Annotated in this window: 21 protein-coding genes and 1 pseudogene; 15 read left to right on the top strand and 7 right to left on the bottom strand. The window is 45.5% G+C overall.

The annotated features are described in order from the left end of the window. The first annotated feature begins 56 nt into the window (after positions 1-56). From HVMH_RS10475 to modC, 4 genes are all read left to right on the top strand, one after another. On the top strand, positions 57-869 hold the full coding sequence (locus tag HVMH_RS10475) for a TOBE domain-containing protein (protein ID WP_029912288.1): 813 nt from the start codon (positions 57-59) through the stop codon (positions 867-869). Positions 870-1,020: 151 nt separating this feature from the next. Beyond that, positions 1,021-1,788, top strand: coding sequence for a molybdate ABC transporter substrate-binding protein (gene modA / locus HVMH_RS10470; RefSeq protein ID WP_029912292.1), 768 nt, complete (start codon positions 1,021-1,023; stop codon positions 1,786-1,788). A 115-nt stretch (positions 1,789-1,903) separates the two neighbouring features. After that, positions 1,904-2,569 (top strand): molybdate ABC transporter permease subunit, encoded by a 666-nt coding sequence (gene modB / locus HVMH_RS10465; RefSeq protein WP_029912295.1) that lies wholly within the window; start codon positions 1,904-1,906, stop codon positions 2,567-2,569. Next, entirely contained in the window at positions 2,569-3,669 is a 1,101-nt protein-coding gene (gene modC, locus HVMH_RS10460; protein WP_051623109.1) for a molybdenum ABC transporter ATP-binding protein, read from the top strand. Before modB ends, modC begins: the two co-directional genes overlap by 1 nt. 68 nt (positions 3,670-3,737) lie before the next feature. Here the strand turns inward: modC and HVMH_RS10455 are convergent, their stop codons facing one another. From HVMH_RS10455 to mutM, 3 genes are all read right to left on the bottom strand, one after another. Further along, complete coding sequence (locus tag HVMH_RS10455) at positions 3,738-6,440, bottom strand: cation-translocating P-type ATPase (RefSeq protein WP_029912300.1); 2,703 nt, start codon at positions 6,438-6,440, stop codon at positions 3,738-3,740. 130 nt (positions 6,441-6,570) lie between these two features. Next, a complete protein-coding gene (locus HVMH_RS10450) occupies positions 6,571-7,092 on the bottom strand; it encodes a hypothetical protein (RefSeq protein WP_155837691.1) in 522 nt (173 codons plus the stop codon). A gap of 56 nt (positions 7,093-7,148) precedes the next feature. Next, positions 7,149-7,991: a bifunctional DNA-formamidopyrimidine glycosylase/DNA-(apurinic or apyrimidinic site) lyase gene (gene mutM, locus HVMH_RS10445; RefSeq protein WP_029912305.1), complete on the bottom strand. Its 843-nt coding sequence runs from the start codon at positions 7,989-7,991 to the stop codon at positions 7,149-7,151. 224 nt (positions 7,992-8,215) lie between these two features. Here mutM and HVMH_RS10440 point away from each other — a divergent pair, with 224 nt between their 5' ends. The 5 genes and pseudogenes from HVMH_RS10440 (at position 8,216) to HVMH_RS11890 (ending at position 11,938) form a co-directional block, all read left to right on the top strand. Then, entirely contained in the window at positions 8,216-8,416 is a 201-nt protein-coding gene (locus HVMH_RS10440; protein WP_029912308.1) for a hypothetical protein, read from the top strand. A 298-nt stretch (positions 8,417-8,714) separates the two neighbouring features. Then, on the top strand, positions 8,715-11,180 hold the full coding sequence (locus HVMH_RS10435) for a hybrid sensor histidine kinase/response regulator (protein ID WP_162174195.1): 2,466 nt from the start codon (positions 8,715-8,717) through the stop codon (positions 11,178-11,180). 1 nt (position 11,181) lies between these two features. Further along, positions 11,182-11,436: an EAL domain-containing protein gene (locus HVMH_RS11895; RefSeq protein WP_162174196.1), complete on the top strand. Its 255-nt coding sequence runs from the start codon at positions 11,182-11,184 to the stop codon at positions 11,434-11,436. Between the two features lie 11 nt (positions 11,437-11,447). Next, positions 11,448-11,657 (top strand): annotated as a pseudogene (locus HVMH_RS11930) (EAL domain-containing protein); the annotation flags it as partial. Then, positions 11,654-11,938 (top strand): EAL domain-containing protein, encoded by a 285-nt coding sequence (locus tag HVMH_RS11890; protein WP_051623111.1) that lies wholly within the window; start codon positions 11,654-11,656, stop codon positions 11,936-11,938. The pseudogene HVMH_RS11930 and the gene HVMH_RS11890, both read left to right, overlap by 4 nt. Before the next feature lie 49 nt (positions 11,939-11,987). Here the strand turns inward: HVMH_RS11890 and rpmG are convergent, their stop codons facing one another. From rpmG to radC, 3 genes are all read right to left on the bottom strand, one after another. Further along, the gene (gene rpmG / locus HVMH_RS10415) at positions 11,988-12,140 is read right to left on the bottom strand and encodes a 50S ribosomal protein L33 (protein WP_029912314.1); all 153 of its coding nucleotides are present in this window, start codon (positions 12,138-12,140) and stop codon (positions 11,988-11,990) included. A gap of 11 nt (positions 12,141-12,151) precedes the next feature. Beyond that, positions 12,152-12,388: a 50S ribosomal protein L28 gene (rpmB, locus tag HVMH_RS10410; protein ID WP_029912316.1), complete on the bottom strand. Its 237-nt coding sequence runs from the start codon at positions 12,386-12,388 to the stop codon at positions 12,152-12,154. Positions 12,389-12,623: 235 nt separating this feature from the next. Then, positions 12,624-13,310 carry a RadC family protein gene (gene radC / locus HVMH_RS10405; protein WP_029912319.1) on the bottom strand — a complete coding sequence of 229 codons (687 nt, stop codon included), beginning with the start codon at positions 13,308-13,310 and terminating at the stop codon, positions 12,624-12,626. A 77-nt stretch (positions 13,311-13,387) separates the two neighbouring features. Between radC and HVMH_RS10400 the strand changes: the two genes are divergently transcribed. From HVMH_RS10400 to HVMH_RS10390, 3 genes are read left to right on the top strand one after another with little or no spacing between them, the layout of a single operon-like run. Continuing rightward, the gene (locus HVMH_RS10400) at positions 13,388-13,801 is read left to right on the top strand and encodes an acyl-CoA thioesterase (RefSeq protein ID WP_029912322.1); all 414 of its coding nucleotides are present in this window, start codon (positions 13,388-13,390) and stop codon (positions 13,799-13,801) included. A gap of 12 nt (positions 13,802-13,813) precedes the next feature. Continuing rightward, a complete protein-coding gene (gene coaBC, locus HVMH_RS10395) occupies positions 13,814-15,037 on the top strand; it encodes a bifunctional phosphopantothenoylcysteine decarboxylase/phosphopantothenate--cysteine ligase CoaBC (protein WP_029912336.1) in 1,224 nt (407 codons plus the stop codon). Then, positions 15,013-17,367, top strand: coding sequence for a transporter substrate-binding domain-containing diguanylate cyclase (locus tag HVMH_RS10390; RefSeq protein ID WP_051623112.1), 2,355 nt, complete (start codon positions 15,013-15,015; stop codon positions 17,365-17,367). Before coaBC ends, HVMH_RS10390 begins: the two co-directional genes overlap by 25 nt. Before the next feature lie 22 nt (positions 17,368-17,389). Here HVMH_RS10390 and HVMH_RS10385 read toward each other — a convergent pair whose 3' ends face one another. Further along, positions 17,390-17,953, bottom strand: a complete 564-nt coding sequence (locus HVMH_RS10385) for a YbhB/YbcL family Raf kinase inhibitor-like protein (protein ID WP_029912340.1) — start codon at positions 17,951-17,953, stop codon at positions 17,390-17,392. Positions 17,954-18,495: 542 nt separating this feature from the next. Between HVMH_RS10385 and HVMH_RS10380 the strand changes: the two genes are divergently transcribed. The 3 genes from HVMH_RS10380 to HVMH_RS10370 are packed head-to-tail and all read left to right on the top strand — an operon-like array spanning position 18,496 to position 22,522. Beyond that, positions 18,496-19,560 carry an efflux RND transporter periplasmic adaptor subunit gene (locus HVMH_RS10380; protein ID WP_051623113.1) on the top strand — a complete coding sequence of 355 codons (1,065 nt, stop codon included), beginning with the start codon at positions 18,496-18,498 and terminating at the stop codon, positions 19,558-19,560. A 14-nt stretch (positions 19,561-19,574) separates the two neighbouring features. Further along, complete coding sequence (locus HVMH_RS10375; RefSeq protein ID WP_051623114.1) at positions 19,575-21,380, top strand: ATP-binding cassette domain-containing protein; 1,806 nt, start codon at positions 19,575-19,577, stop codon at positions 21,378-21,380. Continuing rightward, positions 21,377-22,522: an ABC transporter permease gene (locus tag HVMH_RS10370; protein ID WP_029912348.1), complete on the top strand. Its 1,146-nt coding sequence runs from the start codon at positions 21,377-21,379 to the stop codon at positions 22,520-22,522. Before HVMH_RS10375 ends, HVMH_RS10370 begins: the two co-directional genes overlap by 4 nt. Positions 22,523-22,528: the final 6 nt, after the last annotated feature.

Raw genomic sequence — 22,528 nt, 5'->3', positions numbered from 1 at the left:
TCGTTATGTAACTTAGGTAATAACGAAATTTTGGCATTTTTCGAAAGGCAATCGTTTTGACACAATCCTCTCTTCCAGAACAATTAGTGCAGTCTTTTTTGATGGGCAGTAAGCAGTCTCGCTCTGGGCAGAGACGTTTGGAGCTGTTGAGCAAAATCGACAGTCTGGGTTCTTTGTCCTCAGCAGCCAAGGCTTGTGGTATGAGCTATAAAGGGGCTTGGCAAGCGGTGGAAGCGATGAATGAACTGGCCGGAAGAGATTTGGTTTCTGCCCAGAAGGGTGGTAGTGGTGGCGGTGGTACCTTGTTGACGGAGTCAGGGAAGTCTTTGTTGGCAGCCTACCGTTTATTCAACGAGCAGATGCAGCATTGGATGAGGGAGCTGGAAAATCTTTCGCCAAATATGCTGGGTCAGTTAGAACTCATGAGGAAAATTTCGATGAGAACAAGTGCGAGAAACCTGTTTCACGGTACAGTGAGTCATATCGAAAAAGGGGAGGTCAATTGCAATGTCACGCTTTCGATTGGCGAAGGTACGGAAGTTGTAGCCCAAATCACATTAGATAGCTTGGAGCGCTTGGGGGTTGAGCTGGGATCAGATGCTTATGTCTTGATTAAAGCCAGTTGGGTTATTTTGACTGAAGACTTAAATGGTGCTTTGAAAACCAGCGCGCGTAACCAATTCTGCGGTGAGATTTCTCATCTTGAGAAAGGCTCTGTGAACGCTGATGTGACCATCAACTTAAGCGGTGGACAACGTATGTCGGCAATCATTACCAATCAAAGTTTGGAAAACCTAGGGTTTGATGTGGGTGATAAAGCTTGTGCGTTAGTGAAAGCAAGCCATGTGTTGTTGGCGGTATCGGACTGATTGGATAGTCTTCCAAGAGAAAAATTTTTTGGCTATCGATATGTACAAAAGGTTATATGTATAAAAGGTAATATACCTTTTTGTGCCGATAGTCAGGTTGTTAAAAACGGATATTAAGTTGTAGTGACTTGATTTAACAAAAGGAAAAGAGATGAATAAGTTTGTTTCACGTTTATTAGTTGTAGGGCTGTTGTTGACAAGCTCAATTGCTTATGCGGATAGCATCAAGATTGCTGTCGCATCAAACTTCTTGGCGACGCTGACGGCTTTGTCCAAAGACTTTACTAATAAGACCGGTCTTCCCGTTGAGATTTCCAGTGGTGCGACGGGCATGCTGTATGCGCAGATTCAAAAAGGCGCACCCTACGATATGTTCTTTGCGGCCGATGCTAAGCGTCCAAAGCTACTGGAAAAAGAAGGTCTGATTGCGGCTAACTCCCGCTTTACCTATGTGACAGGAAAGTTGGTGTCATGGGCGCCGAAGTCTTCGAATGTGTCAGCAGATTTGGCATCACTTAACCCTAAGGATACGAACCTGCACTTTATCGCTATCGCCAACCCGAAAACAGCGCCTTATGGAGCAGCCGCAGTGGCGGTTCTGAAGCATTATGGTGTGTATGACAAGTTGCAAAGTGCTGGGAAAATCGCCATCGGCGGCAACATTGGTAAAACTTTCCAATATGCCGCTTCAGGTAATGCACAAATTGGTTTAGTGGCAAAGTCTTATGTTTCCAATCCTGAAAAACCTGTGGGCGGAACCTATGTTGAGATTCCTAGCAACCTTTACCCTAAGCTCACGCAGCAAGCGGTGGTGCTGAAAGGCAAGGATTCAGACGCAGTGAAAAAATTCCTGGCTTACTTCAAGTCGGATGCAGCTAAAAAACAAATCGAAGCTTACGGTTACGGGCTGGGTGATTAACCATCAAGCGGTTTGTAAAAGACAGGCATATCGTGGCGAACTCGGCTATGCTATCAGGCTGAATCGATAGTCGAGTCATGATCATATTTAGGAGACAGTTGGAGTGCTAGCGGGGATGGATTTTCAGCCATTGTGGATTACCTTCAAAATTGCGTTTTTAACGACAGTAATCTTGATTGTTCTTAGCACGCCGTTGGCACTTTGGTTAGCTAAAATCCAAGGCAAGAAAAAGGCAGTTTTAGAAGCAGTGGTCGCGCTGCCGTTAGTGTTGCCGCCAACGGTTTTGGGTTTTTATTTCCTCGTGTTGCTGTCTCCAACCGGCTATCTGGGCAGCATCTGGGCGTCTTTCGGGTTTTCACCGCTGACATTTTCACTGAGTGGTGTTGTCATTGGTTCGATTATCTATTCTCTGCCATTTATGGTTCAGCCTTTGATGCAAGGGTTTGAGCAACTTGGCAGACGTCCATCGGAAGTCGCAGCCACTTTAGGGGCTGGGCCGCTGGATCGTTTTTTCAGTGTGACCCTACCTCTGACCAAACGCCAATATCTGTTGGGGGCGACTTTGGCGTTCGCCCATACTGTTGGTGAGTTTGGCGTGGTGTTGATGATTGGGGGAAATATTCCTGGCGTTACGCAGGTTGCGTCCATCGCTATCTACGATCACGTTGAGCAGATGGAATATACTCAGGCACATGTGCTGTCACTGATTATGTTGATATTGAGTTTGACGGTACTCACCATCGTTTACGGTATGAATCGCCGTATGGAGGTCAAAGCCTGATGACTCAAATGACAACAGCTACTCTTTCCGGCAATCTTTCCGTTCAGCTTGGTGACTTTATTTTACAGACAGGCGATTTCTCCATTCCGCTCACTGGCGTGACGGCAATTTTCGGGCACTCCGGTAGTGGCAAGACAACTTTCATTCGCTGCTTGGCAGGTTTTGAAAACCAAGCGGAAGGGACAGTCAATTTCGGTAATCAGCCTTGGCTGCGAACTAAAAAATCCTTACCGATTCACAAACGAAACATTGGCTACGTTTTTCAGGAAGCCAGTCTGTTTCCATATCTTAATGTCGAAGGTAATTTGAATTATGGTTTGAAGCGCGCCCTGAAAGCCGGCAAAGCACAAACCATTACGTTTGAGCAGGTGGTGGATTGGCTTGGGTTGTCTGCCTTGCTTGACCGAGATGTACAAACGCTATCGGGTGGTGAAAGACAACGGGTTGCGATTGCCCGTACATTATTGTCACAACCTGCTATTTTGATGATGGATGAACCCATGGCGGCACTGGATTTGTTTGCCAAGCGAGCCATCATGCCGTATCTGGAGCGTTTGCGGGATGAAGTGGAAATTCCGATTCTTTATATCTCTCACTCGCCTCAGGAGGTTGAGCGCCTTGCAGATCGCGTGATGTTCATGGAGCAAGGCCGCATTGTTGACTTCGAACCGATTGAGCAAGCACTGAACCGTGAAGGCACGCCTTTATACCAAGGTGAAGAGCCGAGAAGTGTGATGAAAAGTCTGTTGGTTGAACAACTTGAATCTGAAGGTTTGTCTCGTGTGCAAGTCGGCGACGAGTCTCTTTTTGTGCCGCACTTGCAACAAGCCATTGGGAGTGAAGTTCGTTTGGTGATCGCGGCGCAGCAAATCAGTTTGATGAAAGAAAAGCCGGCATTCACCTCCATGCTGAACCACTTGCCGGTGACGATTGAATCTATCAATCCGCACAATGATTACAGTGTGTTGCTGAGATTGCGTTTGTCGGCATCCAGTTTTCCGTTGTTGGCGCAAGTGACCAAACGTTCCATGCAAAGTCTTCAGTTGGCACCTGGGCAACATTGGGTGGCGGCAATTAAATCGGTTGCTATTCTGGATTAGTCTTTTCAACTATAAAATCGGCCAGGTTGGGGGGAATGGTACTACCCCCAACCTGGCAGATTTTTGTTCTAAATCCACTTCAGTTTAAACAATTCTTTGAATGCAGATAACACCAGCGTTGGCGTGGAAGAGATGGCAAATGCCAGTGCCAGATCACTGAATGCCAAAGGAACCGTACCCAGTATCGTATGTCCGATTGGGAAATACACCATGATTAACGATAAGCTCCCTGAGCCGAATACCGCAAGCAATAGTATTGAGTTGCTCAAAGGGTTTCGTCGGTAAAGTGTGCTGAATGTCCGTGCATCGAAAACATGGAACAGTTGCCCGAAAATCAAGGTTATGAAGGCCAGTGTCTGTGCATACTCCAAGCTTTGTCCTTGCGATAACGCTAGGGTAAACATCCAATAGGTGACGCCCCCCATTGCCAATCCTCTTAAAATAATGCGAGGGCCGAGTTGGTCGGAAAAGAAACTTTCGGTACGGGTTCGTGGGCGTCGTTGCATCAAATCCCTCTCAGCATTATCAACGCCCAGTGCCAGTGATGGCAGTCCGTCACTAATCAAATTCACCCAGAGAATCATCAATGGCGCCAAGGTTAATAATGGCTCGCCGGACATTAGAACGAAAGCGAAAAGTATTGCCGACACTTCACCGACGTTGGTGGTGAGATCTTGGCGGATGAACTTGCGGATATTGTCATAAATACGACGGCCTTCTCTAACAGCTTTGACAAGTGTGGCGAAGTTGTCATCCAGCAAAATGAGGTCGGCAGATTCTTTTGCGACATCTGTACCGACCAATCCCATGGCAATACCGATGTCTGCTTTGCGAAGTGCTGGCGCGTCATTTACGCCATCTCCTGTCATCGCGACTACATGGTTTTGGGCTTGCAGTGCTTTGACGATGCGAAGTTTATGCTCGGGGGTGACACGGGCAAATACGTTGACCGTTGCAACATGTCTTTCCAAGTCATCATCACTCAGAGTATCCATTTCTGCCCCGGTGATGATTTCCAAAGGGTGATTCGGCGTGGAGAGGTTGATTTGTTTGGCAATGGCTTTGGCGGTGATAGCATGGTCACCGGTAATCATGATGACGCGAATCCCGGCGCTGTGACATTCTTGAATGGCGGCAATCGCTTCCGGTCTTGGTGGGTCGATAATGCCGTGGATGCCGGTGAAAATTAGACTGCTTTCCAGTTGGTCATGTGGCAAGTCCAACTCCGACGGTTCCAAGTAGCGATAAGCGACCGCCAAGGTTCTCAAAGATTTTGAACCGAAGTTCTCCAAGACCCTTTCAATCATTTCAGCGTCACTCAGGGGATCAAGTCTTGAGTTTTGGTAGTCTATGGCTTCGGAATGCTTCAATAAGATGTCAGGAGCCCCCTTGGCAATCAACAGATAGTGTCCTTCATGATCTTTGACGATGACACTCATCATTTTGCGTTTGGGGTCAAATGGAAAGCTGGCGATAGGCTGGTAGTTTTGATGAAGTTCTTGTTTATGTAAATCCGCTTTGGCGGCAGCCACCAAAATGGCACCCTCTGTCGGTAAGCCTTGAAAGCTGTGTTTACCATCCCGGTGAATGAGCTCGGTTTCGCTGCAAAGTGCAGAATAGGTCAGCATTTGTTTTAGATAGAAGTGGCTCGGATGATGTGGTGAGACGATTTCCATCTGTGAGGTTTTGAAGTGACCAACGGGTTCATAACCAATGCCTTCCAGTTGGTATTCCATGCCTGCTGCCCAAATTTCGACAACTTGCATTTTGTTTTGGGTAAGCGTACCAGTTTTATCGGAGCAGATAACCGTGGTGGAACCTAGGGTTTCAACCGATGCCAGTTGTTTGATGAGCGCACTTTCAGACACCAGTTGCTTCGCACCCAGTGTCAATACGATGGTAACAACCGTGAGCAATCCTTCGGGAATAGCGGCAACTGCCAATGAAATACCGCTGTCGATCAGGTTGATGAAGGCCAGTCCTTTCATCAAACCGATGCTGATGATGACAGTGACAATCATCAGCGCTATCCAGATAAGCAATTTGGATAAGGAACCGATACGTTTCTGTAGTGGAGTGAGTTGGTTTTCGGTTGCCTGCATCAGGCTGGCGATTTTACCCACCTCAGTTTGCATTCCCGTTTCAGTGACGATGGCAATGCCATTGCCTTGAGTAATAGAGGTGCTCATGAAAAGTTGATTGAGTTGATCCGCCAAAGGAATGTTTTGGTCGCTAATTGGTTGTATGTGCTTGGCAACCGAATCGGATTCGCCTGTCAGGGCGGACTCGTCTACTTCTAAACGGTGAGTTTCAATCAAGCGACAATCGGCAGGGGTGATGTCACCCGTTTTGAGTTTGATGATGTCACCGGGAACCAATTCTTTTGCAGGAAGTGTTTGCCATTGTCCTTGGCGCTTGGCCGTGCAGATGGGTGAAGACATTTGGCGGAGGGCATCAATGGACTTTTGTGCGTTGTATTCTTGAGTGAAGGTAATCGTGGCATTGATGAGGATAATCACGCCGATGACCATCGCATCCAAGTGATGTCCTGTATAGATAGATAATAAAGCGCCAATCGCCAAAATGATCAGCAGAGGATTTCTGAACTGGGATAGTAAAATCTTGATAGCGGAGGTAGATTGCGACTGGCGGATTTCGTTTGTGCCGAATTTCTGCTGGCGCTCGGTCACCAGTTGTTCGGCAAGTCCGGTTTCCACTGTGCTCTTAAGAGCATTAATAACAGATTCTGCTGTTTGATGACCCCACTTCATCTTTCTCTCCCTGAGCGGAACTCGGAAATCTTGCCTTTACTAAATCAAGACATTTGAGTGTGATTTCATTGTCGATGCTGACAATACCAGTCTGCCATAAAAATCAGGCAAAGCCAATGGAGTGGAGAGGTTAGTGAGATTGTGTTGTTAGAAGGAAAGGTACTTTGGTGATGTGCTTGTCGTTCTGGGTGATAAGTGCTGAGATTTCCCAATCCATTTTCTCACTGGTGCAGAAGGCCAGCATGATTTTGCCTCGGTAAACGTTTGGAGAACCTGCAACGGGAATTAGCGTTGTACGATTGTAGCCCATGTACATGTTGGTACCGATGATATCGATTTGTACATTTTGAGGCGGTTTTTTAAAGCCTTTCAAGGTCAATTTCGCCGTCAACAAATGAGCGACCGGAATGGGGTTGTTAGGCGAAATTTGGAGTTCAACGCTTTGCTTACCATTGGTTGATGAGCAGGTTCCTTGATGCAAATGGCAAGATGGGTCTGTTTTCCATACGTCGACCTGAGGCTCATTGCTGTCGGAAAAAGGAGACTGGCAACCGGATAGCAGTACAGAAGATGCCATCAATAGCATGGACGAGAGGATAAGGTGCCACGTTGAACGTTTCGGCAAAACAAAAGCGCTTTTCATGCGAGACATATTAGAACGAAACCTTGATGTCTGCAATGAGTAGCGCTGATTTTTCAAAATTTTCGTCATGGTTTGAGCGCAGGCTGGCACTTAGGGCAAAAATAGCTTGCGCGTTGGTTTTGGGTGATACGGACGATGGGGGTTCCACAAACGGGGCATGCTTCATCCTGTCTGCCATAAACGTTGAGCTCTTGTTTGAAATACCCGGGTTTACCGTCAGGGGTCAGAAAATCCTTCAGGGTTGTGCCGCCCTGCTCGATGGCCTTGGCAAGCACCAATTTGATGTTTGATACAAGGGTATTTGTTTGTGCCCGGGTCAATGTGTTTGCCGGCGTTTGCGGGTGAATGCCGCTTAAGAAAAGTGATTCATTCGCGTAAATGTTGCCAACACCGACAGCATAGCGATTATTCATGATGATAGCTTTGATGGCGGAGGTTTTGCCTTTCATGTGTTGAAAGAGCTCGTCGGTATTGAACGCATCTGTAAGCGGTTCCGGTGCCAAGTGTGTAAGTAGTGGATGGGTTTCAATTGGCTCATCTGTCCATAAGAAAGCGCCAAAGCGCCTTGGGTCGTGATAGCGCAGCATAAAGCCATTATCGAATAATACGTCGATGTGGTCGTGCTTCTGATGCGGTGTATCTTGAGGCAGAACACGAAGATTGCCTGACATGCCAAGATGAAGAATTAGATGGCTTTCTGTTCCATTGTCATCCGTCAAAGTGAGAAGCAGGTATTTTGCTCGACGAGAAATTTTACTGAGCTTTTTTCCGGGAAGCGTTTCTGTTAAATGTGATTCAACTGGCCAGCGTAATTTTGGGTTTCTGATAATGATTTTTTGGATGTGTTGCCCTTCTGTTTTAGGCTGAATCCCTCTCAGAGTGGTTTCGACTTCTGGTAATTCTGGCATGGAATTTTCTACAATTGATTTAAAGGCAGATTTAAAGTTGACCCTATTTTAGCGACTTTGCTGTAGCTTTGTCATAGGTTTGTCGGAGCGGGTTTGTATTTAGGCTTTGGCAAGCTTGCCGATATAAAAATTAAAGGCAGTGAAAATTATTGATGTCAGAATAATAAAGATAAGAAGCCAGTTGGCGATTAACAAAGTGTCACAAGGGTTTCGAGGAGGTCAAAATGAGTCCTCATCAGTATCACGTAGAATTTGATGAAACGAGTTATTGTGTCACGTGCTTAGATGGCTCGGTTATGCAGTTTGATTCGATGGAAGATGCGATTGAAGCGATGCGGGAATTTGAGCAGAAACGTTTTCCGGAAACGTGGGAAAAAATTCCACCTGCAACGCGTTATGCCAAGCAACGCTATTATCAGGCATAGCTTCTTACTAGGTTGCTAATTCTTGGCTAGAAATGAATTGGCACGTAGTAGCCAAAGCGCTCGTTTTTTGATGGTGAAGCATCTCTTTAAACGGTCAAACAACTCACAATTAAATGGTCATTTGGCCTCATTCCTATCTGCAATTCATAATAGAAATCAGCTCTTGCATAAGTAAAATAAATTATTGTATACAAAAGCTTTCAGGTATATTCGAGCAAGACATAGGGATATTTAATACTCTTAAATTTTTAAGAAATTGAACGTTGTTTGGATAGCTTTGCACTGGATGGTAAGCTTTATGAGAACAAGTTTGAAAACGGTCTTGCCATTTTTCTTGGTTATCATTCTACTGATGCTTGTTGTGTTCCAAATGGACAAAACACAGCGCGAAGATGCCGCGAAGCAACAATTGAACGCTACTGTCCAGCAAGTCACCAAAACCCTGCAGAGTAACTTATCACAAGTGGTCGCGGACCTCGCCTTTCTAGCAGGGCAGACGAAAACCCAAGATGTTTTGATGAAACACATCTCGCCACATGCTAATCATTTGTGCGAGGAGTTTTTTCGCTTCGCCACACTCAATAAACGCTATTCCCAAATTCGTCTTTTGGATGTCACTGGTTATGAAGTTGTTCGAGTAGATTATAAAGATGGGGCAGCCCATTGTGTCCCTGAATCTCAATTGCAGGATAAATCGGATAGATACTACTTTTTAGAGTCAGAGAAGCTTAAACCTGGGCAAATCTATCAATCCAAGTTTGATCTAAATATTGAATATGGTCAGGTTGAAGTGCCTTACAACCCAACCATTCGTTTTGTTACGCCAGTGACCGATTATTTAGGTGGGGTTGTGGGTTATATGGTTTTAAACTTTAACGCGAGGGAGATGCTCTTTGACATTTATTCCGCCTTGAAACGTCAGCGCGGAGATGTACGGATTCTGAATAAAGAGGGCTATTTTTTACTTAGCAATAACTTTAGTCAAGACTGGGGGTTTATGTTCCACCTCCCTCAGTTTTCGGTGGCTAAGCAGTCTCCTGAACTGTGGGAAAAGATCAATCAGACCACTTCCGAAGGCTTTGATTTTGATGGTAAATATTATGCGATTGAGCGGGTTTGCGGTGCTCATAGCTGCCAAAAAGGCAATCTGGACCTTGTATTGCCGACGGACGCTGCAGACTTGCCGTGGACAGTTGTTGGTGCTTTGAGTCAATCAAAAATGGTGGGTTATTCCTGGTGGCAAAGCCAGTGGCCGTATTTCATTTCTGCGTTGTTGATTGCAGTCGCATTTTTCGCGTTGCGCGTTTCGTGGAAATTGAGTAACTCTTTCAAGCAATTGGTAGCAAGAGAGTTCATGTTGGAGAGGTCAAAGCAACGGTTTGAGAAACTACTCGAGTCAGTACCCGATGGTTTGCTGGTGGTGAACGAGCGGGGTTTGATTGAAGCGGTTAACCCCGTCGCAGAAACCATTTTCGAAACAGCTCGTGATCAGCTTGTTGGTCAGTCGGCAGAATCGTTCATATCAGTCGATATTGCTGAGAGCTTGCATAATGACAGCGCGCAAAATACCTCTCAGCCGATTAGAATCACAAGACATGATCCTTTGGAATATCTCTCGAAAACGGGGCAGAAAAAATATTTGGAAATGATGGTTGATCCAGTCGTTTTCGATGATGAGAGATTGGCCATTGTCTTGGTGCGTGATGTGACGGACAGTTTGGCGTTCCAAGACAAACTAAGGCAAACGCAGAAGTTGTTAGCGGTATTGAGAAAGAAACCGCTTAATATCGAGAAGGTGGATATTGAAGAAGTCATGTCCTATGTGATGGACATTCTGAATAGAGGCATCAAGGGCAATGTCAAAATTAGCTGTCATTGTATGCCAAATTTACCTGCTGTCTTGGTAGATTCCAACGAGCTGACAAATGCCTTGATTAATCTGGTTGTCAATGCCAGAGATGCCATGCCGGATGGGGGAGAGATCCAGATTAAGGTTGAACGAACCTATTTGGACGAACAGTATTCGAAATCTGTGGCAGAAGAGATTCTGCCTGGAAAGTATGTGCTGATTGAAATACAGGATACTGGAGAAGGTATTCCAAAAGAATTGATTGGTAAGGTTCTGGAACCGTTTTTTACCACCAAAGACAAAGACAAAGGCAAAGACAAAGACAAAGACAAAGACAAAGACAAAGACAAAGACAAAGGGAAGGGTACCGGGCTTGGGTTGGCTATGATTTATGGCTTTATCAAACTGTCCAAAGGCCATATGAGAATCTATAGTGAAGTCGGTATTGGAACGAGCGTTCATTTGTATTTGCCGATAGATACGCAGACTACCGACACAAACGTGTTTCCTGAGCAGAGCGTGGATTTTCATAACTCTTTAGCAGGATACCATGTACTGATTGTTGATGATGAACTGGATTTTGCAGAGGTGTTGAAAGACTATCTGAAAAGTGAAGGCATGCAAGCAGAGATTGTGGATTCTGTAGACAGAGCTTGGGACAAACTGAAAGAGAAGACGTTTGATTTGGTCTTCTCCGATATTGTGATGCCGGGAGTGATGGGCGGTATTCAACTGTATGACAAGATTAAAGCGGAAGGTGTGGACGTTAAGGTAATTTTATCCAGCGGTTTTTCAAAAGACATGTTGTTGAAGCAATATGAGCTGGACGAGAATATGGTTTTCGTGAGAAAACCCTATAATCGTGAAGGTGTGATGAATGCGCTTATGAAAGCTTTAAACAGGGATGGTTATTAAAATGATGGCGACGAAAGTTTTAGTGGTAGATGATGGCGTTCAATTTGGTGAGCTGATATCAGCACTGGAAGAAAGAGGAGTCGTGATGCATTATCAACCACAAGTGGAATTGGATAGTTTTCAAGTGGTAGGGGTTGAGTCTTTGGTGCGGTTGCTGGATGCCGATGGGAATGTTTGCTATCCAGGTCGGTTTGTTCATTTAGCTGAGTTGGAAGGTCTGAACAAGCATTTGACGGCGTTGGATCTGGTAGCTTAACTTTCCCTGATGAATTGAATCACAAAGTTTCTGGCGTTAATTTAGATCCCTCTCGAGTAATCATTGAGTTGACGGAAAGCAAGGCGGTTGAGCAGTTGAAGAAAGGGTTGGATATTCTTGTTCGACTTAGGTTAAAGCATTTTCAGCTTTCTATCGATGACTTCGGAACTGGGTCGGCTGTCTTGTCAAACGTTAAGAAAATGCCATTTACCCCGAGTTGAAAATAGATAAGAGTTTTGTCGATCAAATTTTGACTAATCAACGTACGGAAGCGCTGACAGAGGACTTGATCAATATGGGGCATCACATGCAACTGAATTTGGTTGCCGAAGGGATTGGGTGTGGGGCATCCATGCAGCTTCTTAAGGTTATGGGGTGTGATGTCGGGCAGGGTACTATTTCGCCAGACCGATGCCAGCAGCACAATTTGTTGCTTGGCTGCAAGAGAACGAAGGCAACCCCTCGGCGCAAGTTGCTGGTGAATGACAAATTTCAGGCATAAAAAAACCCGACTTTTTGGGTCGGGTCGCATCAATAAAGTTTGGTAAAACTTATTTGATTTTTGCTTCTTTGAAAAGTACGTGCTTGCGAACAATCGGATCGTACTTTTTAATTTCAAATTTTCCTGCCATGTTGCGCTTGTTTTTATCAGTTGTATAAAAATAAGCACTCTCAGTGGATTGAAGTTTGATTTTATCGCGCATATCGAGTCTCCTTAAACTTTCTCACCACGTGCACGGATTTCCGTAAGCACTGACTCAATACCGTTTTTATCAATAATGCGCATTCCTGATGTAGAAATGCGAAGCTTTACAAAACGGCTTTCGTTTTCAACCCAAAAACGGTGAGTTTGTAGGTTAGGCAAAAAACGACGACGAGTTTTACGATGAGAGTGGGAAACATTATTACCGACCGCAGGTCTTTTTCCTGTGACTTGGCATACTCTAGACATTTCACTTTCCTCTCAAAAATGGACAGCAATTTTCGCTGAACCACACATTAAAAATATTCGAATATTTCTATGTTCGTTATTTCGATGCGACCGAATTCATTGATTTCGGGCATTCGCCATAAAAACAAGAAGCGGAATTATCCACAAAATCGACATTAATAGCAAGTTTTATAAGCGACTTTTTTAGTGGCGGGATTTAATCGTGATGAATTTTACGGAAAAAGGCCTGATAACGTCAAAGATTTGCCATTTTTCCAAGCTGTGCCAGCGAGCACCACCGACCATGATCACCCAGAATAATGTGATCCAGACAGCGAATTTCCATAATGGAAAGCGCCTCAGATAATTGGCGAGTTAAATCAAGGTCTGCTTGGCTGGGGGTAGGGTCGCCGGATGGGTGGTTGTGTGCAAGTATGACGGCTGCAGCATTGTTGTCCAAAGCGGTTTTGACGACTTCCCTAGTGTGGACGCTTGCTTGGTTCAAAGTGCCGTAAAACAATGGTTGAAAATTGATGACGCGATGTTGCTGGTCAAGCAGAACCATGCCGAAGATTTCTCTATCCGAATGACCAATTTGTAAATTAAGCCACTGAGCGACGGTTTCCGGTTGGGTAAGGGCATCGCCCTTTGTTAAACCAGACTCGAAATGGCGTCTTGCCATTTCCAAAACCGCCTTGAGTTGTACGTATTTGGCTTCGCCCAGACCTTTTGCTTCACAGAATCGGGCTTGCTCTGCCTTGAGCAGGCTATCAAGTGAACCGAACTCATCAAGCAGGTCTTGAGATAACTCGACTGCACTTTTTCCTTTGACGCCGACACGCAGAAAGATGGCTAGTAATTCGGCATCACTAAGTGCGGTAGCACCGAATTTGAGTAACTTCTCTCGTGGGCGGTCATTTTCGTGCCAGTCTCTAATTGCCATAGGCTAAATGTCACCTGCTCAATAACGGTTTTTTGGTAAGATAGCCGCATCATAAAGTAAAAAGAGTTTGTCTGACAATGTTTAAGCTGGAAATGCGTGTGCGTGATTATGAATGCGACCTGCAAGGGGTGGTTAATAACTCTGTATATCAGAATTATTTAGAGCACGCGCGACATGAGTTTTTGTTGTCGAAACAAGTCAACTTCCCGGAGTTGGCGAGACAAGGCATTGATTTGATGGTTTTGAGAGCGGAGGTTGATTACAAATCGCCGCTAAGACCGCATGATGACTTTTATGTCACAGTGGATGTCGAGCGCGAAGGACGTATTAAAATCGTGTTTGTGCAAAACATTTACCACAAAGAAGATGATCAATTGATTATCGCTGCCAGAACCTATGGCGCGGCGATCCAAAACGGTAGACCAATGAAAGGTCTGAAAGAGTTGGATGTGCTGTTTGATGACGAATTTACGCATTCCATTTCCATGTAGGTTGCTGAAAAGATGAATATATTGCTGGGGGTGACAGGCGGTATCGCGGCTTACAAAAGTTTGGAGCTGGTGCGTTTGTTTGTGAAAGCCGGTCATCACGTGCAAGTGGTGATGACATCCGGTGCCAAAGAGTTTATTCAACCCCTATCTTTTCAAGCCCTATCCGGGCATCCCGTTCGAGACAGTTTGTTTGATGCTAACCAAGAAGCCGGTATGGGTCATATCGAGTTGGCACGTTGGCCGGATGTAATTGTGGTCGCGCCCGCTTCTGCGGAAACGCTCGCCAAGCTCCGAATGGGGCGTGCCGATGATTTATTGGCTACCTTATGTTTGGCAACGGATCGTCCGATTCTACTGGCACCCGCGATGAACCGTTTGATGTGGCAAAATGCAGCTACTCAGGAAAACATCGAACTGCTACAGCGTCGTGGCTTTGAAGTCATGATGCCGGGTTCCGGCGAGCAAGCGTGCGGTGAAGTCGGAGAAGGGCGTTTGCCTGAACCTGTGGCGATTTTCGATGCGGCAACGGCTGTGTTGGCTTCCAAACAGTCAGACCCAACCTGGCAGATTTTACCGAAGTTTTGGCAGGGAAAACGTTTGCTTGTGACAGCGGGGCCAACCTATGAAGATATTGATCCGGTTCGTTTTATCGGTAATAAGAGTTCCGGGAAAATGGGCTATGCCATTGCAGAAGTCGCCGCTGATGCCGGGGCTGATGTGGTTTTGATTTCAGGGCCTGTGTCATTAAAAGCATCGGATAAAGTTCAAACCGTTTTAGTGAGAAGCGCACAGCAAATGCTTGAAGCCGTTCAACAGAACTATGCCGATTGTGATGTCTTCATTAGTGCGGCTGCCGTTGCGGATTACCGCGTCGCGACACCAAACTTGCAGAAAATCAAGAAAACCGATGATCAAGATGGCATGACATTGAATCTCGTCAAAAACCCTGATATCGTCAAATGGGTTGCAGAGCAAGTCACAAAGCCTTATGTGGTGGGGTTTGCAGCAGAAACGGAAAGACTTGAAGCTTATGCACGTGACAAGTTGGAGTGTAAGAAGTTGGATATGATTTGCGCCAATTCCGTCGGTGACGGTAAAGGGTTTGAGCAGGATGACAATGCCCTATTGCTGATGACGAAGACGCAGCATAAAAATTTAACGAACGCTCCTAAATCGCGCTTAGCCAAGAGTCTACTAGCATTCATTGCAGAATGCCTAGTGGAGGCGAAAAAGTGAAAGAAGCTTGGTTAAGCTTGCTGCGTTTTACGCTGTTGTGGTTGGTTGTTGGTCTGCACGCCGTTCAGGCGGCAGAAGCATCAACATCTACCAATCAAGCAAAGGAAAGACCACTGGAAAGAGTGGTGTTACAGCTCAAGTGGCTCCATCAGTTTCAGTTTGCGGGATATTATGCCGCGCAAAAGGAAGGTTATTTTCGTGATGAAGGTCTTAAGGTAGACATTCGTCAACGTGATATCAGAAAAAACAATGTCGAACAGGTGATTAATGGCGAAGCGCAGTATGGCATTGCGGACTCGGTATTATTTCTCTATCTCGCCAAGAAAAGACCGGTGGTGATTGTAGCCCCAATTTTTCAGCACTCTCCTCAAGTACTATTTACCCTCAAGTCCAGCGGATTAGACAGTCCTTATAAGCTACAAGGCAAGAAAATCGCGTTTTATCTGAACGACACGGATGGGTTCCCGACATTGGCGATGATGAAGCAACTCGGTGTTAGTCCTATCTATGATCGTATGTTGATTAAAACAGATCCGAATATTTTGGCGCGCAAAGAAGTGGATGCCTATTCCGGTTATTTGACGAATGAGGCCTATTTTCTTCGACAAAGCGGCAACGCCATCAACATCATCAACCCACTGAACTATGGCATAGACCTTTATGGCGATATGCTGTTTACCTCTCGCACTGAAGCAACCGAACATCCGGATAGGGTTTTGCGTTTCAAAAAAGCGGTGCTCAAAGGCTGGAAATATGCCATGTCGCACAAAGCCGAAATGGCAAAGTACATTTTGGATACTTATCACCCGCCGAATAAAACCTATGCGCACTTGATGTATGAAGCCAATGCGCTAGACAATGTTATCGCTCAGAATACGGTTTCTATTGGAACGTTGGACGAGGGCCGTGCCCGGTTTATTAACGACTTATTCAAGCGACATGGTTTGATAAGCAACAATATCGACTTGAAGAACGGTATTTATCACGAGAATACCTCTGAGCTGCAGTTCACACAGAATGAACTGGCCTGGATGAAGGCGCATCCAGTGATTCGCTTGGCAATCGACAATAATTGGGCGCCCATCGAATATATTGGTGAAAAGGGCAACTATCAGGGGATTGGCGCTGCGTTTTTCAACTACATCACCATTAAGACAGGCCTTAAGTTTAGGCCCGATAAGCATTCAAATTGGGTGCAAGCCGTTGAGAAAATGAAAAAGCATCAACTGGATGTTTACTCAGCAGCAATCTCTACAGAAGAAAGAAGAACGTATGCAAATTTTACGGATCCTTATGTTAGGTTTCCAACAGTCATTGCCACACGTGACAATGCGCCCTATATGTCGGATCCCAAGTTGCTTATTGGAAAAGTAGTTGCCGTTACTGACGGTTATGCTATGCAGGAGGAAATGAGACGACTGTATCCCAATGTTAAATTGCTCTCAGTGAAAAATGCTTCTGAAGGCTTGAGGGATGTGAGCTTAGGCAAGGTTTATGGTTATATAGACAATGTGGCGTCAATTGGGTATTACATCAAGTCGCAAGGTTTGGCCAACGTCAAAATTTCTGGCGAGTTGCCTTTTAAGGCCAATATTGCAATAGGCGTGCGCAAAGACTGGCCTGAATTGCAAAGTATTATTCAGAAGGTGTTGAGCCATATGCCCGCGGATACCTATGCTGAATTGATTAACCCTTGGCTGAAGGTCAAATACGAAACTAAATATCAATGGAAAGAGTTGTTGATTTATCTTGTACCGATATTGGTGGTTCTTGCAATTGTGCTCTGGTACAACCTCAAATTGCATCAAGCCAAGCAGCAACTGAAAGAAACCAATACTCAACTTTCCATGTTGTTGGTCACCGATCACCTTACTAAAGTCTACAATCGACAGTATTTGGATCAGGCGTTGGATACCGAGAAGGCTCGGGTCGATCGCTATGCAAACAAGCTGAGTGTCATTATGATTGACTTGGATCACTTTAAGAGAATCAATGATGAATACGGTCATATGGTCGGTGATAAGGTATTGGTCGATGTGTCTAGCGTGATCCGCCAGACGATTCGCAAAACCGATGTGTTCGGTCGCTGGGGGGGGGAGGAATTTATGATTGTTTGTCCAGAAACTGGTTTCCAGCAAGCGCTTCGCTTAGCCGAAAAAATCCGCCAGACAGTAGAAAAAGCAGTTTTGGTTCATGATATTCAGCAAACCCTGAGTTTAGGGGTGGCTGAGTACCGTTTGACGGAAAAGGTTTTCGATACCGTCAAACGTGCAGATGAATGTTTGTATGAAGCCAAGCGTGCAGGACGTAACCAAGTAAAATGTGGCTAAGCACCCGCTTGGCTATTATTGGTTAATGTCTTTGATACACCCCTTGTAATGTGGCTTTCGCCAACATGTTTTGATGCACATAATACCCAACCGTTGCCGCAGTGGTGTCAGCCTTTAAAGGCAGGCTTTTCACTTTCAATGCATAGACCGTGAATTGATAGCGGTGAGGTTTGTCACCTTTCGGTGGGCAGGGCCCGCCATATCCTGTTGAACCAAAATCTGTTCGGCTTTGAATTACGCCTTTTGGCATAAGATGCATTGCAGGGTTACCTGCATTTAACGGGAGTTGGTGCACAGTCTTTGGAATGTTAAACACCACCCAATGCCACCAGCCACTGCCTGTAGGCGCGTCAGGATCATAAACCATCAAGGCAAAACTTTCCGTCCCTTTTGGTTCCCCAGACCATTTCAAACTGGGTGAAATGTTCTTTCCTGTACAACCGAAGCTGTTAAAGACTTGTTTGGTACTGATTGTAGCGGCAGGTTTGACTTCTGCGCTGGTTAGTGTCATTCCTGTGGCAAAGAGTTTGCCGGAAAAAGTAATGAACAGCGTAGCAACAAGTAATTTGAATAAAGGTGATTTCATGACTACCTCCATGTGATAAAGCATGAGATGAGATAAAACTCCTTGATTATCATACGCTCAGTGAATACTGTCGGTAAATTAATTTTGTGGTTGAACGAGAAGCATAAAAAAAGCCTTATTGGGGGCAATAAGGCTTAAATCTGAGGAGAGTAACCTTCCTGAAACGTTGAGGAGCATTCTATTGTTTCAATATGAAAGATTGGTGACATTTGACTAAAAGGACTTAAACTCAAATATCGATAAAGTTTAATTATCTATGTATAACTAAACTTTATATACATAGTAATGACTGAGAGAAAGAAAATCAATGAAAAAGTTTTATTTATGACCAATAAATATAATTAATGATTTTAAAGAGTTTGGTTTGAACCCCTTTCAGAACATGGTGTTCAGGGTTAAACACGTTTAGTTTAACAAAAGATTTATGGCGCGAAAAGTATAGATATGTATCCGTTCCAATAAGGTAAATTTCACTTGATTCCCTATAATGGGGGGGTATAGTAGAGCCTAGTTGATTAACCCAAACAAGCAAGAGCTTTGATATGAAAAAACGGATTCTCATTCTGGTCGTGTTGTTAATAATAGCGGGTGGCATTTATTGGTTTGCATCGAATTCAAATTCTTCCGAGCAAAATGGACATATCAAACTCTATGGTAATGTCGATATTCGTCAGGTAAATCTGGCGTTCCAGGTTACTGGGCAAATTGAGAAGATAGACGTGCAAGAAGGTGCTTCAGTCACAACAGGGCAGAAGCTTGCTTGTGTCGATAAAACACGTTATGAAGCGCAGTTGGACTTGGCGCAAGAGCAAGTGAATAGTCTTGAAGCACAACTGGATAAAATGCTTGCCGGAAACCGCCCTGAGGACATTGCACAAGCGAAAAACCGTTACCTGGCAGCAAAAGCAGAAGCTGAGCAAGCGGCTAAAAGTTACCGACGCTTGAAAACCCTATTGCCAAAAAAACTGGCTTCTCAAGATGATGTTGATATTGCCTCGTCAAAAGCCGATGCCACTCGCCATAATGAAATGGCTGCGGAAAATGCTTGGGTAGTTGCTAAGTTGGGCGCACGTAAAGAAGATATTGCCCAAGTCAGAGCACAGATTGCCCAAGCAGAGGCGCAAGTGACGTTGGCACAAAAGAACCTGACGGATTCAAATCTGATTTCGCCGGTAGATGGCATCATTCGCGATCGTATTCTTGAACCTGGAGACATTGCTCAGCCTCAACAAACCGTCATGACTCTCGCGTTACAAAATCCGAAATGGATTCGCGCCTATGTTTCAGAGAACCAATTGGGCAAAGTCAAAATCGGTTTACCTGCCACTATTACAACTGACAGTTACCCAAACAAGGTGTATCACGGTTGGGTGGGTTACCTTTCTCCTGTTGCAGAGTTCACGCCAAAAACCGTGCAAACGGAAGACCTGAGAACACAATTGGTTTATCAAGTCAGAATCTATACCTGTGATACGTCGGGAGAGCTACGTTTAGGCATGCCGGCAACCGTCACTATTGACCCACGTGATAAGCCGCTTAAGGAGCCAACCTGTTCTGCCAATTCGGTAGAGTCGTCAGACGAGATGAACGATTTCGAATCGAAGTAGCTCAGGCGACGGTCATGTCCAATCTCACTACGCCTTTAGTTGTCCAGTCGCTCAATAAGTGCTTTGTCCTGCCCAATCGAACGATTGAAGCACTTTCCGATGTCAGCTTCGAATTAAAGCCTGGTCAGGTGACCGGGTTGATCGGGGCAGACGGTGCAGGTAAAACAACGCTTATGCGCTTGATTGCCGGACTCCTTCAGTATGAAGAAGGGGAAATAAGCGTTTTAGGCCTTGATGTCGCAACCCAGTCTTTAGCCGTACAGTCGATGATTGGCTATATGCCACAACAGTTCGGGCTGTATCAGGATTTAACCGTTCGAGAAAATCTTTCTCTTTATGCAGACTTACAAGGTGTGCCAGAACACACTCGTGCGGAGCGCTTTGAGTTTCTGCTCAGTATGATGGGAATGAATGCCTTTTATGATCGTCTGGCAGGGAACCTGTCGGGCGGGATGAAGCAAAAGCTTGGCCTGGCCTGTACGCTGGTCAAAGCGCCGCAATTATTGCTGTTGGACGAACCTACCGTGGGGGTCGACCCGGTTTCCAGAAGAGAATTGTGGCAAATTGTCTATCAGCTAGTGGAAAAAGAAGGCATGAGCGTTTTGTTGAGTACCGCATATCTAGATGAAGCGGAACGCTGTCATGACATCAAACTCTTGCACGAAGGGAAGCTTTTGGCGGAGGGGCCGCCTCAGAAGTTTTCCGAAGCGATGCTGCAAAGAACCTTTTTGGTGTCTCATCCCCAGTTGTCAAAACGAGATTTGAAAAAACAACTCGACACCCTATCAATGGTGAAAGACGCGCTTATTTTTGGCGACTCTCTTAGAGTGCTTACTCAAGAAAGCATTGACTCCACTGATCTGTTGTCTAAAGCATTGGAAAAAAGTAGTGGCATGACCGGCTATCAAATCGAACCGGTGGCGCCGCGATTTGAAGACGCGTTTGTGGATCGTTTGGCGTCACAAGAGGGCGATGTTGCTGGAGGTGAGAGCAGTCAGTCCGCGTTTTCCTCGACCGAGCATGCATCTTCGCAAGACACGGAAGAACAGGCAACCCAAGGGCCTGCAATTCAAGTCAAAGAGTTGGTTTGTAAGTTTGGAGACTTTGTTGCCGTTGATCATCTGAGCTTTAGCGTGGAACGTGGTGAAATTTTTGGCTTACTGGGAGCGAATGGTGCGGGTAAAACCACCACATTCAGAATGTTGTGCGGTTTGTTACCAGCGACCAGCGGGCATCTTGAAGTGGTTGGCTTGAACCTCCGACATGCTCGCGCACAAGCGCGAGCCAAGTTGGGGTATATGTCGCAGAAATTTTCATTGTATGGCGTGATGACGGTCGAACAGAATTTGGCCTTTTACAGTCAGGTGTATGGTCTTAAAGGTAAGCAAAGGCAACGGCGTATTAACTGGGCGGTGGAAACTTTTGACTTGCAGGAGATTCTTACTCAAAACAGCCATGATTTACCGCTAGGTTTTAAGCAGCGTTTGGCGATGGCCTGCGCTCTAATGCATGAACCGGATATTCTGTTTTTGGATGAGCCGACTTCCGGGGTTGACCCACTAGGACGACGCGACTTTTGGGATAAGATCAACGCACTTGCCGATCAAGGTGTCACGATTATGGTCACGACACACTTTATGGAAGAAGCAGAGTATTGTGACCGTATGGCAATCATGGCGAGTGGACGAATTTTATCGCTCGGCACCCCAGGAGAAATCAAAGGTCAGGAAGGTGTTTCTGATATGGAAGAAGCCTTTGTACGTATTGTGCAAGGTGACAAGGCGACCGAATCCGTCAGTGACGAAGAGGTGGCTTCATGAACCAGAATCGGAAGCAAAACTTTCTGCGCATGATGATGCGTGTCAGAGGTTTGGTGACCAAGGAGTTTCGCCAAATTCTTCGTGACCCAAGCAGTATCAGTATCGCGTTTGTTATGCCGGTCGTTCTGTTGCTACTGTTCGGCTATGGCGTTTCCTTAGACGCGAAACATATCAAAATGGGCGTTGTGCAACAGTCACCTTCGGTGGAGTCAGCGGATTTCGCCAGTCATTTTTATCGCTCTCAATATTTTGATGCTTCTCATTATGACGATGTACCTTCGGCAAAAGAGGCCATGCATCAAGGAGCCATTCAAGCAGTGGTGATTCTGAAATCTAGCTTCACTCAGGACTTCTATTCACAACCTACTGCCCCCGTGCAATTGCTGGTGAATGGCGTCAACTCCAATACCGCCAATCTAATTAATGGTTATGTTCAGGCAGCATGGCAGGTGTGGCTTTCGGATTATGCGCTCAAACATGGCTCGACACTCACGCAGCCGGTGCAGCAGTTGACTCGAATTTGGTTCAACAGTGAGGTCAACAGTAGTTATTTCCTTGTACCGGGGTTGATTGCCATTGTCATGACGTTGATTGGCGCATTGCTTACCGCGCTGGTGGTGGCACGAGAATGGGAGCGTGGGACGATGGAAGCCCTGTTGGTCACGCCTGTCAGTATTTATGAAATATTGTTCAGTAAGGTATTTCCTTATTTTGTTTTAGGTATGGGTGGTATGTTGCTGAGCTTACTGATGGCGCTTTATTTATTCCATGTACCGCTTAGAGGATCTTTGTGGGTTCTTCTGTTGAGTTCCGCGCTTTTTCTTTGGGTAGCGTTGTCGATGGGAATCCTTATTTCAACGGTGGGTCGCACTCAGTTCGTTGCGGGGCAAATTGCTATTTTGGTAACGTTTCTACCCGCGTTTCTGTTGTCCGGTTTTATTTTCGATTTGCACAGTACGCCATTGGTGATTCAGATGATTTCGCATATTGTGCCAGCGCATTATTTTGTGGCGTTATTGCAGAGCGAGTTTTTGGCCGGTGATATTTTCTGGATTATCTTGCCGAATCTGTTGGCATTACTGGTGATGGGCGTTGTTTTGACACTGGTTGTGTTGAAAAAATCCCATAAGCGTCTGGATTAGCGGGAG

Origin of the sequence: Hydrogenovibrio marinus, assembly GCF_013340845.1 — a bacterium.
Taxonomy (GTDB): domain Bacteria; phylum Pseudomonadota; class Gammaproteobacteria; order Thiomicrospirales; family Thiomicrospiraceae; genus Hydrogenovibrio; species Hydrogenovibrio marinus.
This window is presented reverse-complemented; position numbering and strand designations above follow the sequence as displayed.

Coding starts and splice junctions, on each gene's coding strand:
- HVMH_RS10370 (WP_029912348.1), top strand. CDS start 21,377: ATGAACCAGAATCGGAAGCAAAACTTTCTGCGCATGATGATGCGTGTC.
- radC (WP_029912319.1), bottom strand. CDS start 13,310: ATGGCAATTAGAGACTGGCACGAAAATGACCGCCCACGAGAGAAGTTA.
- HVMH_RS10375 (WP_051623114.1), top strand. CDS start 19,575: ATGTCCAATCTCACTACGCCTTTAGTTGTCCAGTCGCTCAATAAGTGC.
- coaBC (WP_029912336.1), top strand. CDS start 13,814: ATGAATATATTGCTGGGGGTGACAGGCGGTATCGCGGCTTACAAAAGT.
- modC (WP_051623109.1), top strand. CDS start 2,569: ATGACTCAAATGACAACAGCTACTCTTTCCGGCAATCTTTCCGTTCAG.
- mutM (WP_029912305.1), bottom strand. CDS start 7,991: ATGCCAGAATTACCAGAAGTCGAAACCACTCTGAGAGGGATTCAGCCT.
- HVMH_RS10455 (WP_029912300.1), bottom strand. CDS start 6,440: ATGAAGTGGGGTCATCAAACAGCAGAATCTGTTATTAATGCTCTTAAG.
- HVMH_RS10440 (WP_029912308.1), top strand. CDS start 8,216: ATGAGTCCTCATCAGTATCACGTAGAATTTGATGAAACGAGTTATTGT.
- modA (WP_029912292.1), top strand. CDS start 1,021: ATGAATAAGTTTGTTTCACGTTTATTAGTTGTAGGGCTGTTGTTGACA.
- HVMH_RS10385 (WP_029912340.1), bottom strand. CDS start 17,953: ATGAAATCACCTTTATTCAAATTACTTGTTGCTACGCTGTTCATTACT.
- HVMH_RS10400 (WP_029912322.1), top strand. CDS start 13,388: ATGTTTAAGCTGGAAATGCGTGTGCGTGATTATGAATGCGACCTGCAA.
- modB (WP_029912295.1), top strand. CDS start 1,904: ATGGATTTTCAGCCATTGTGGATTACCTTCAAAATTGCGTTTTTAACG.
- HVMH_RS11895 (WP_162174196.1), top strand. CDS start 11,182: ATGATGGCGACGAAAGTTTTAGTGGTAGATGATGGCGTTCAATTTGGT.
- HVMH_RS10380 (WP_051623113.1), top strand. CDS start 18,496: ATGAAAAAACGGATTCTCATTCTGGTCGTGTTGTTAATAATAGCGGGT.
- HVMH_RS10450 (WP_155837691.1), bottom strand. CDS start 7,092: ATGTCTCGCATGAAAAGCGCTTTTGTTTTGCCGAAACGTTCAACGTGG.
- HVMH_RS10390 (WP_051623112.1), top strand. CDS start 15,013: ATGCCTAGTGGAGGCGAAAAAGTGAAAGAAGCTTGGTTAAGCTTGCTG.
- rpmB (WP_029912316.1), bottom strand. CDS start 12,388: ATGTCTAGAGTATGCCAAGTCACAGGAAAAAGACCTGCGGTCGGTAAT.
- HVMH_RS10435 (WP_162174195.1), top strand. CDS start 8,715: ATGAGAACAAGTTTGAAAACGGTCTTGCCATTTTTCTTGGTTATCATT.
- rpmG (WP_029912314.1), bottom strand. CDS start 12,140: ATGCGCGATAAAATCAAACTTCAATCCACTGAGAGTGCTTATTTTTAT.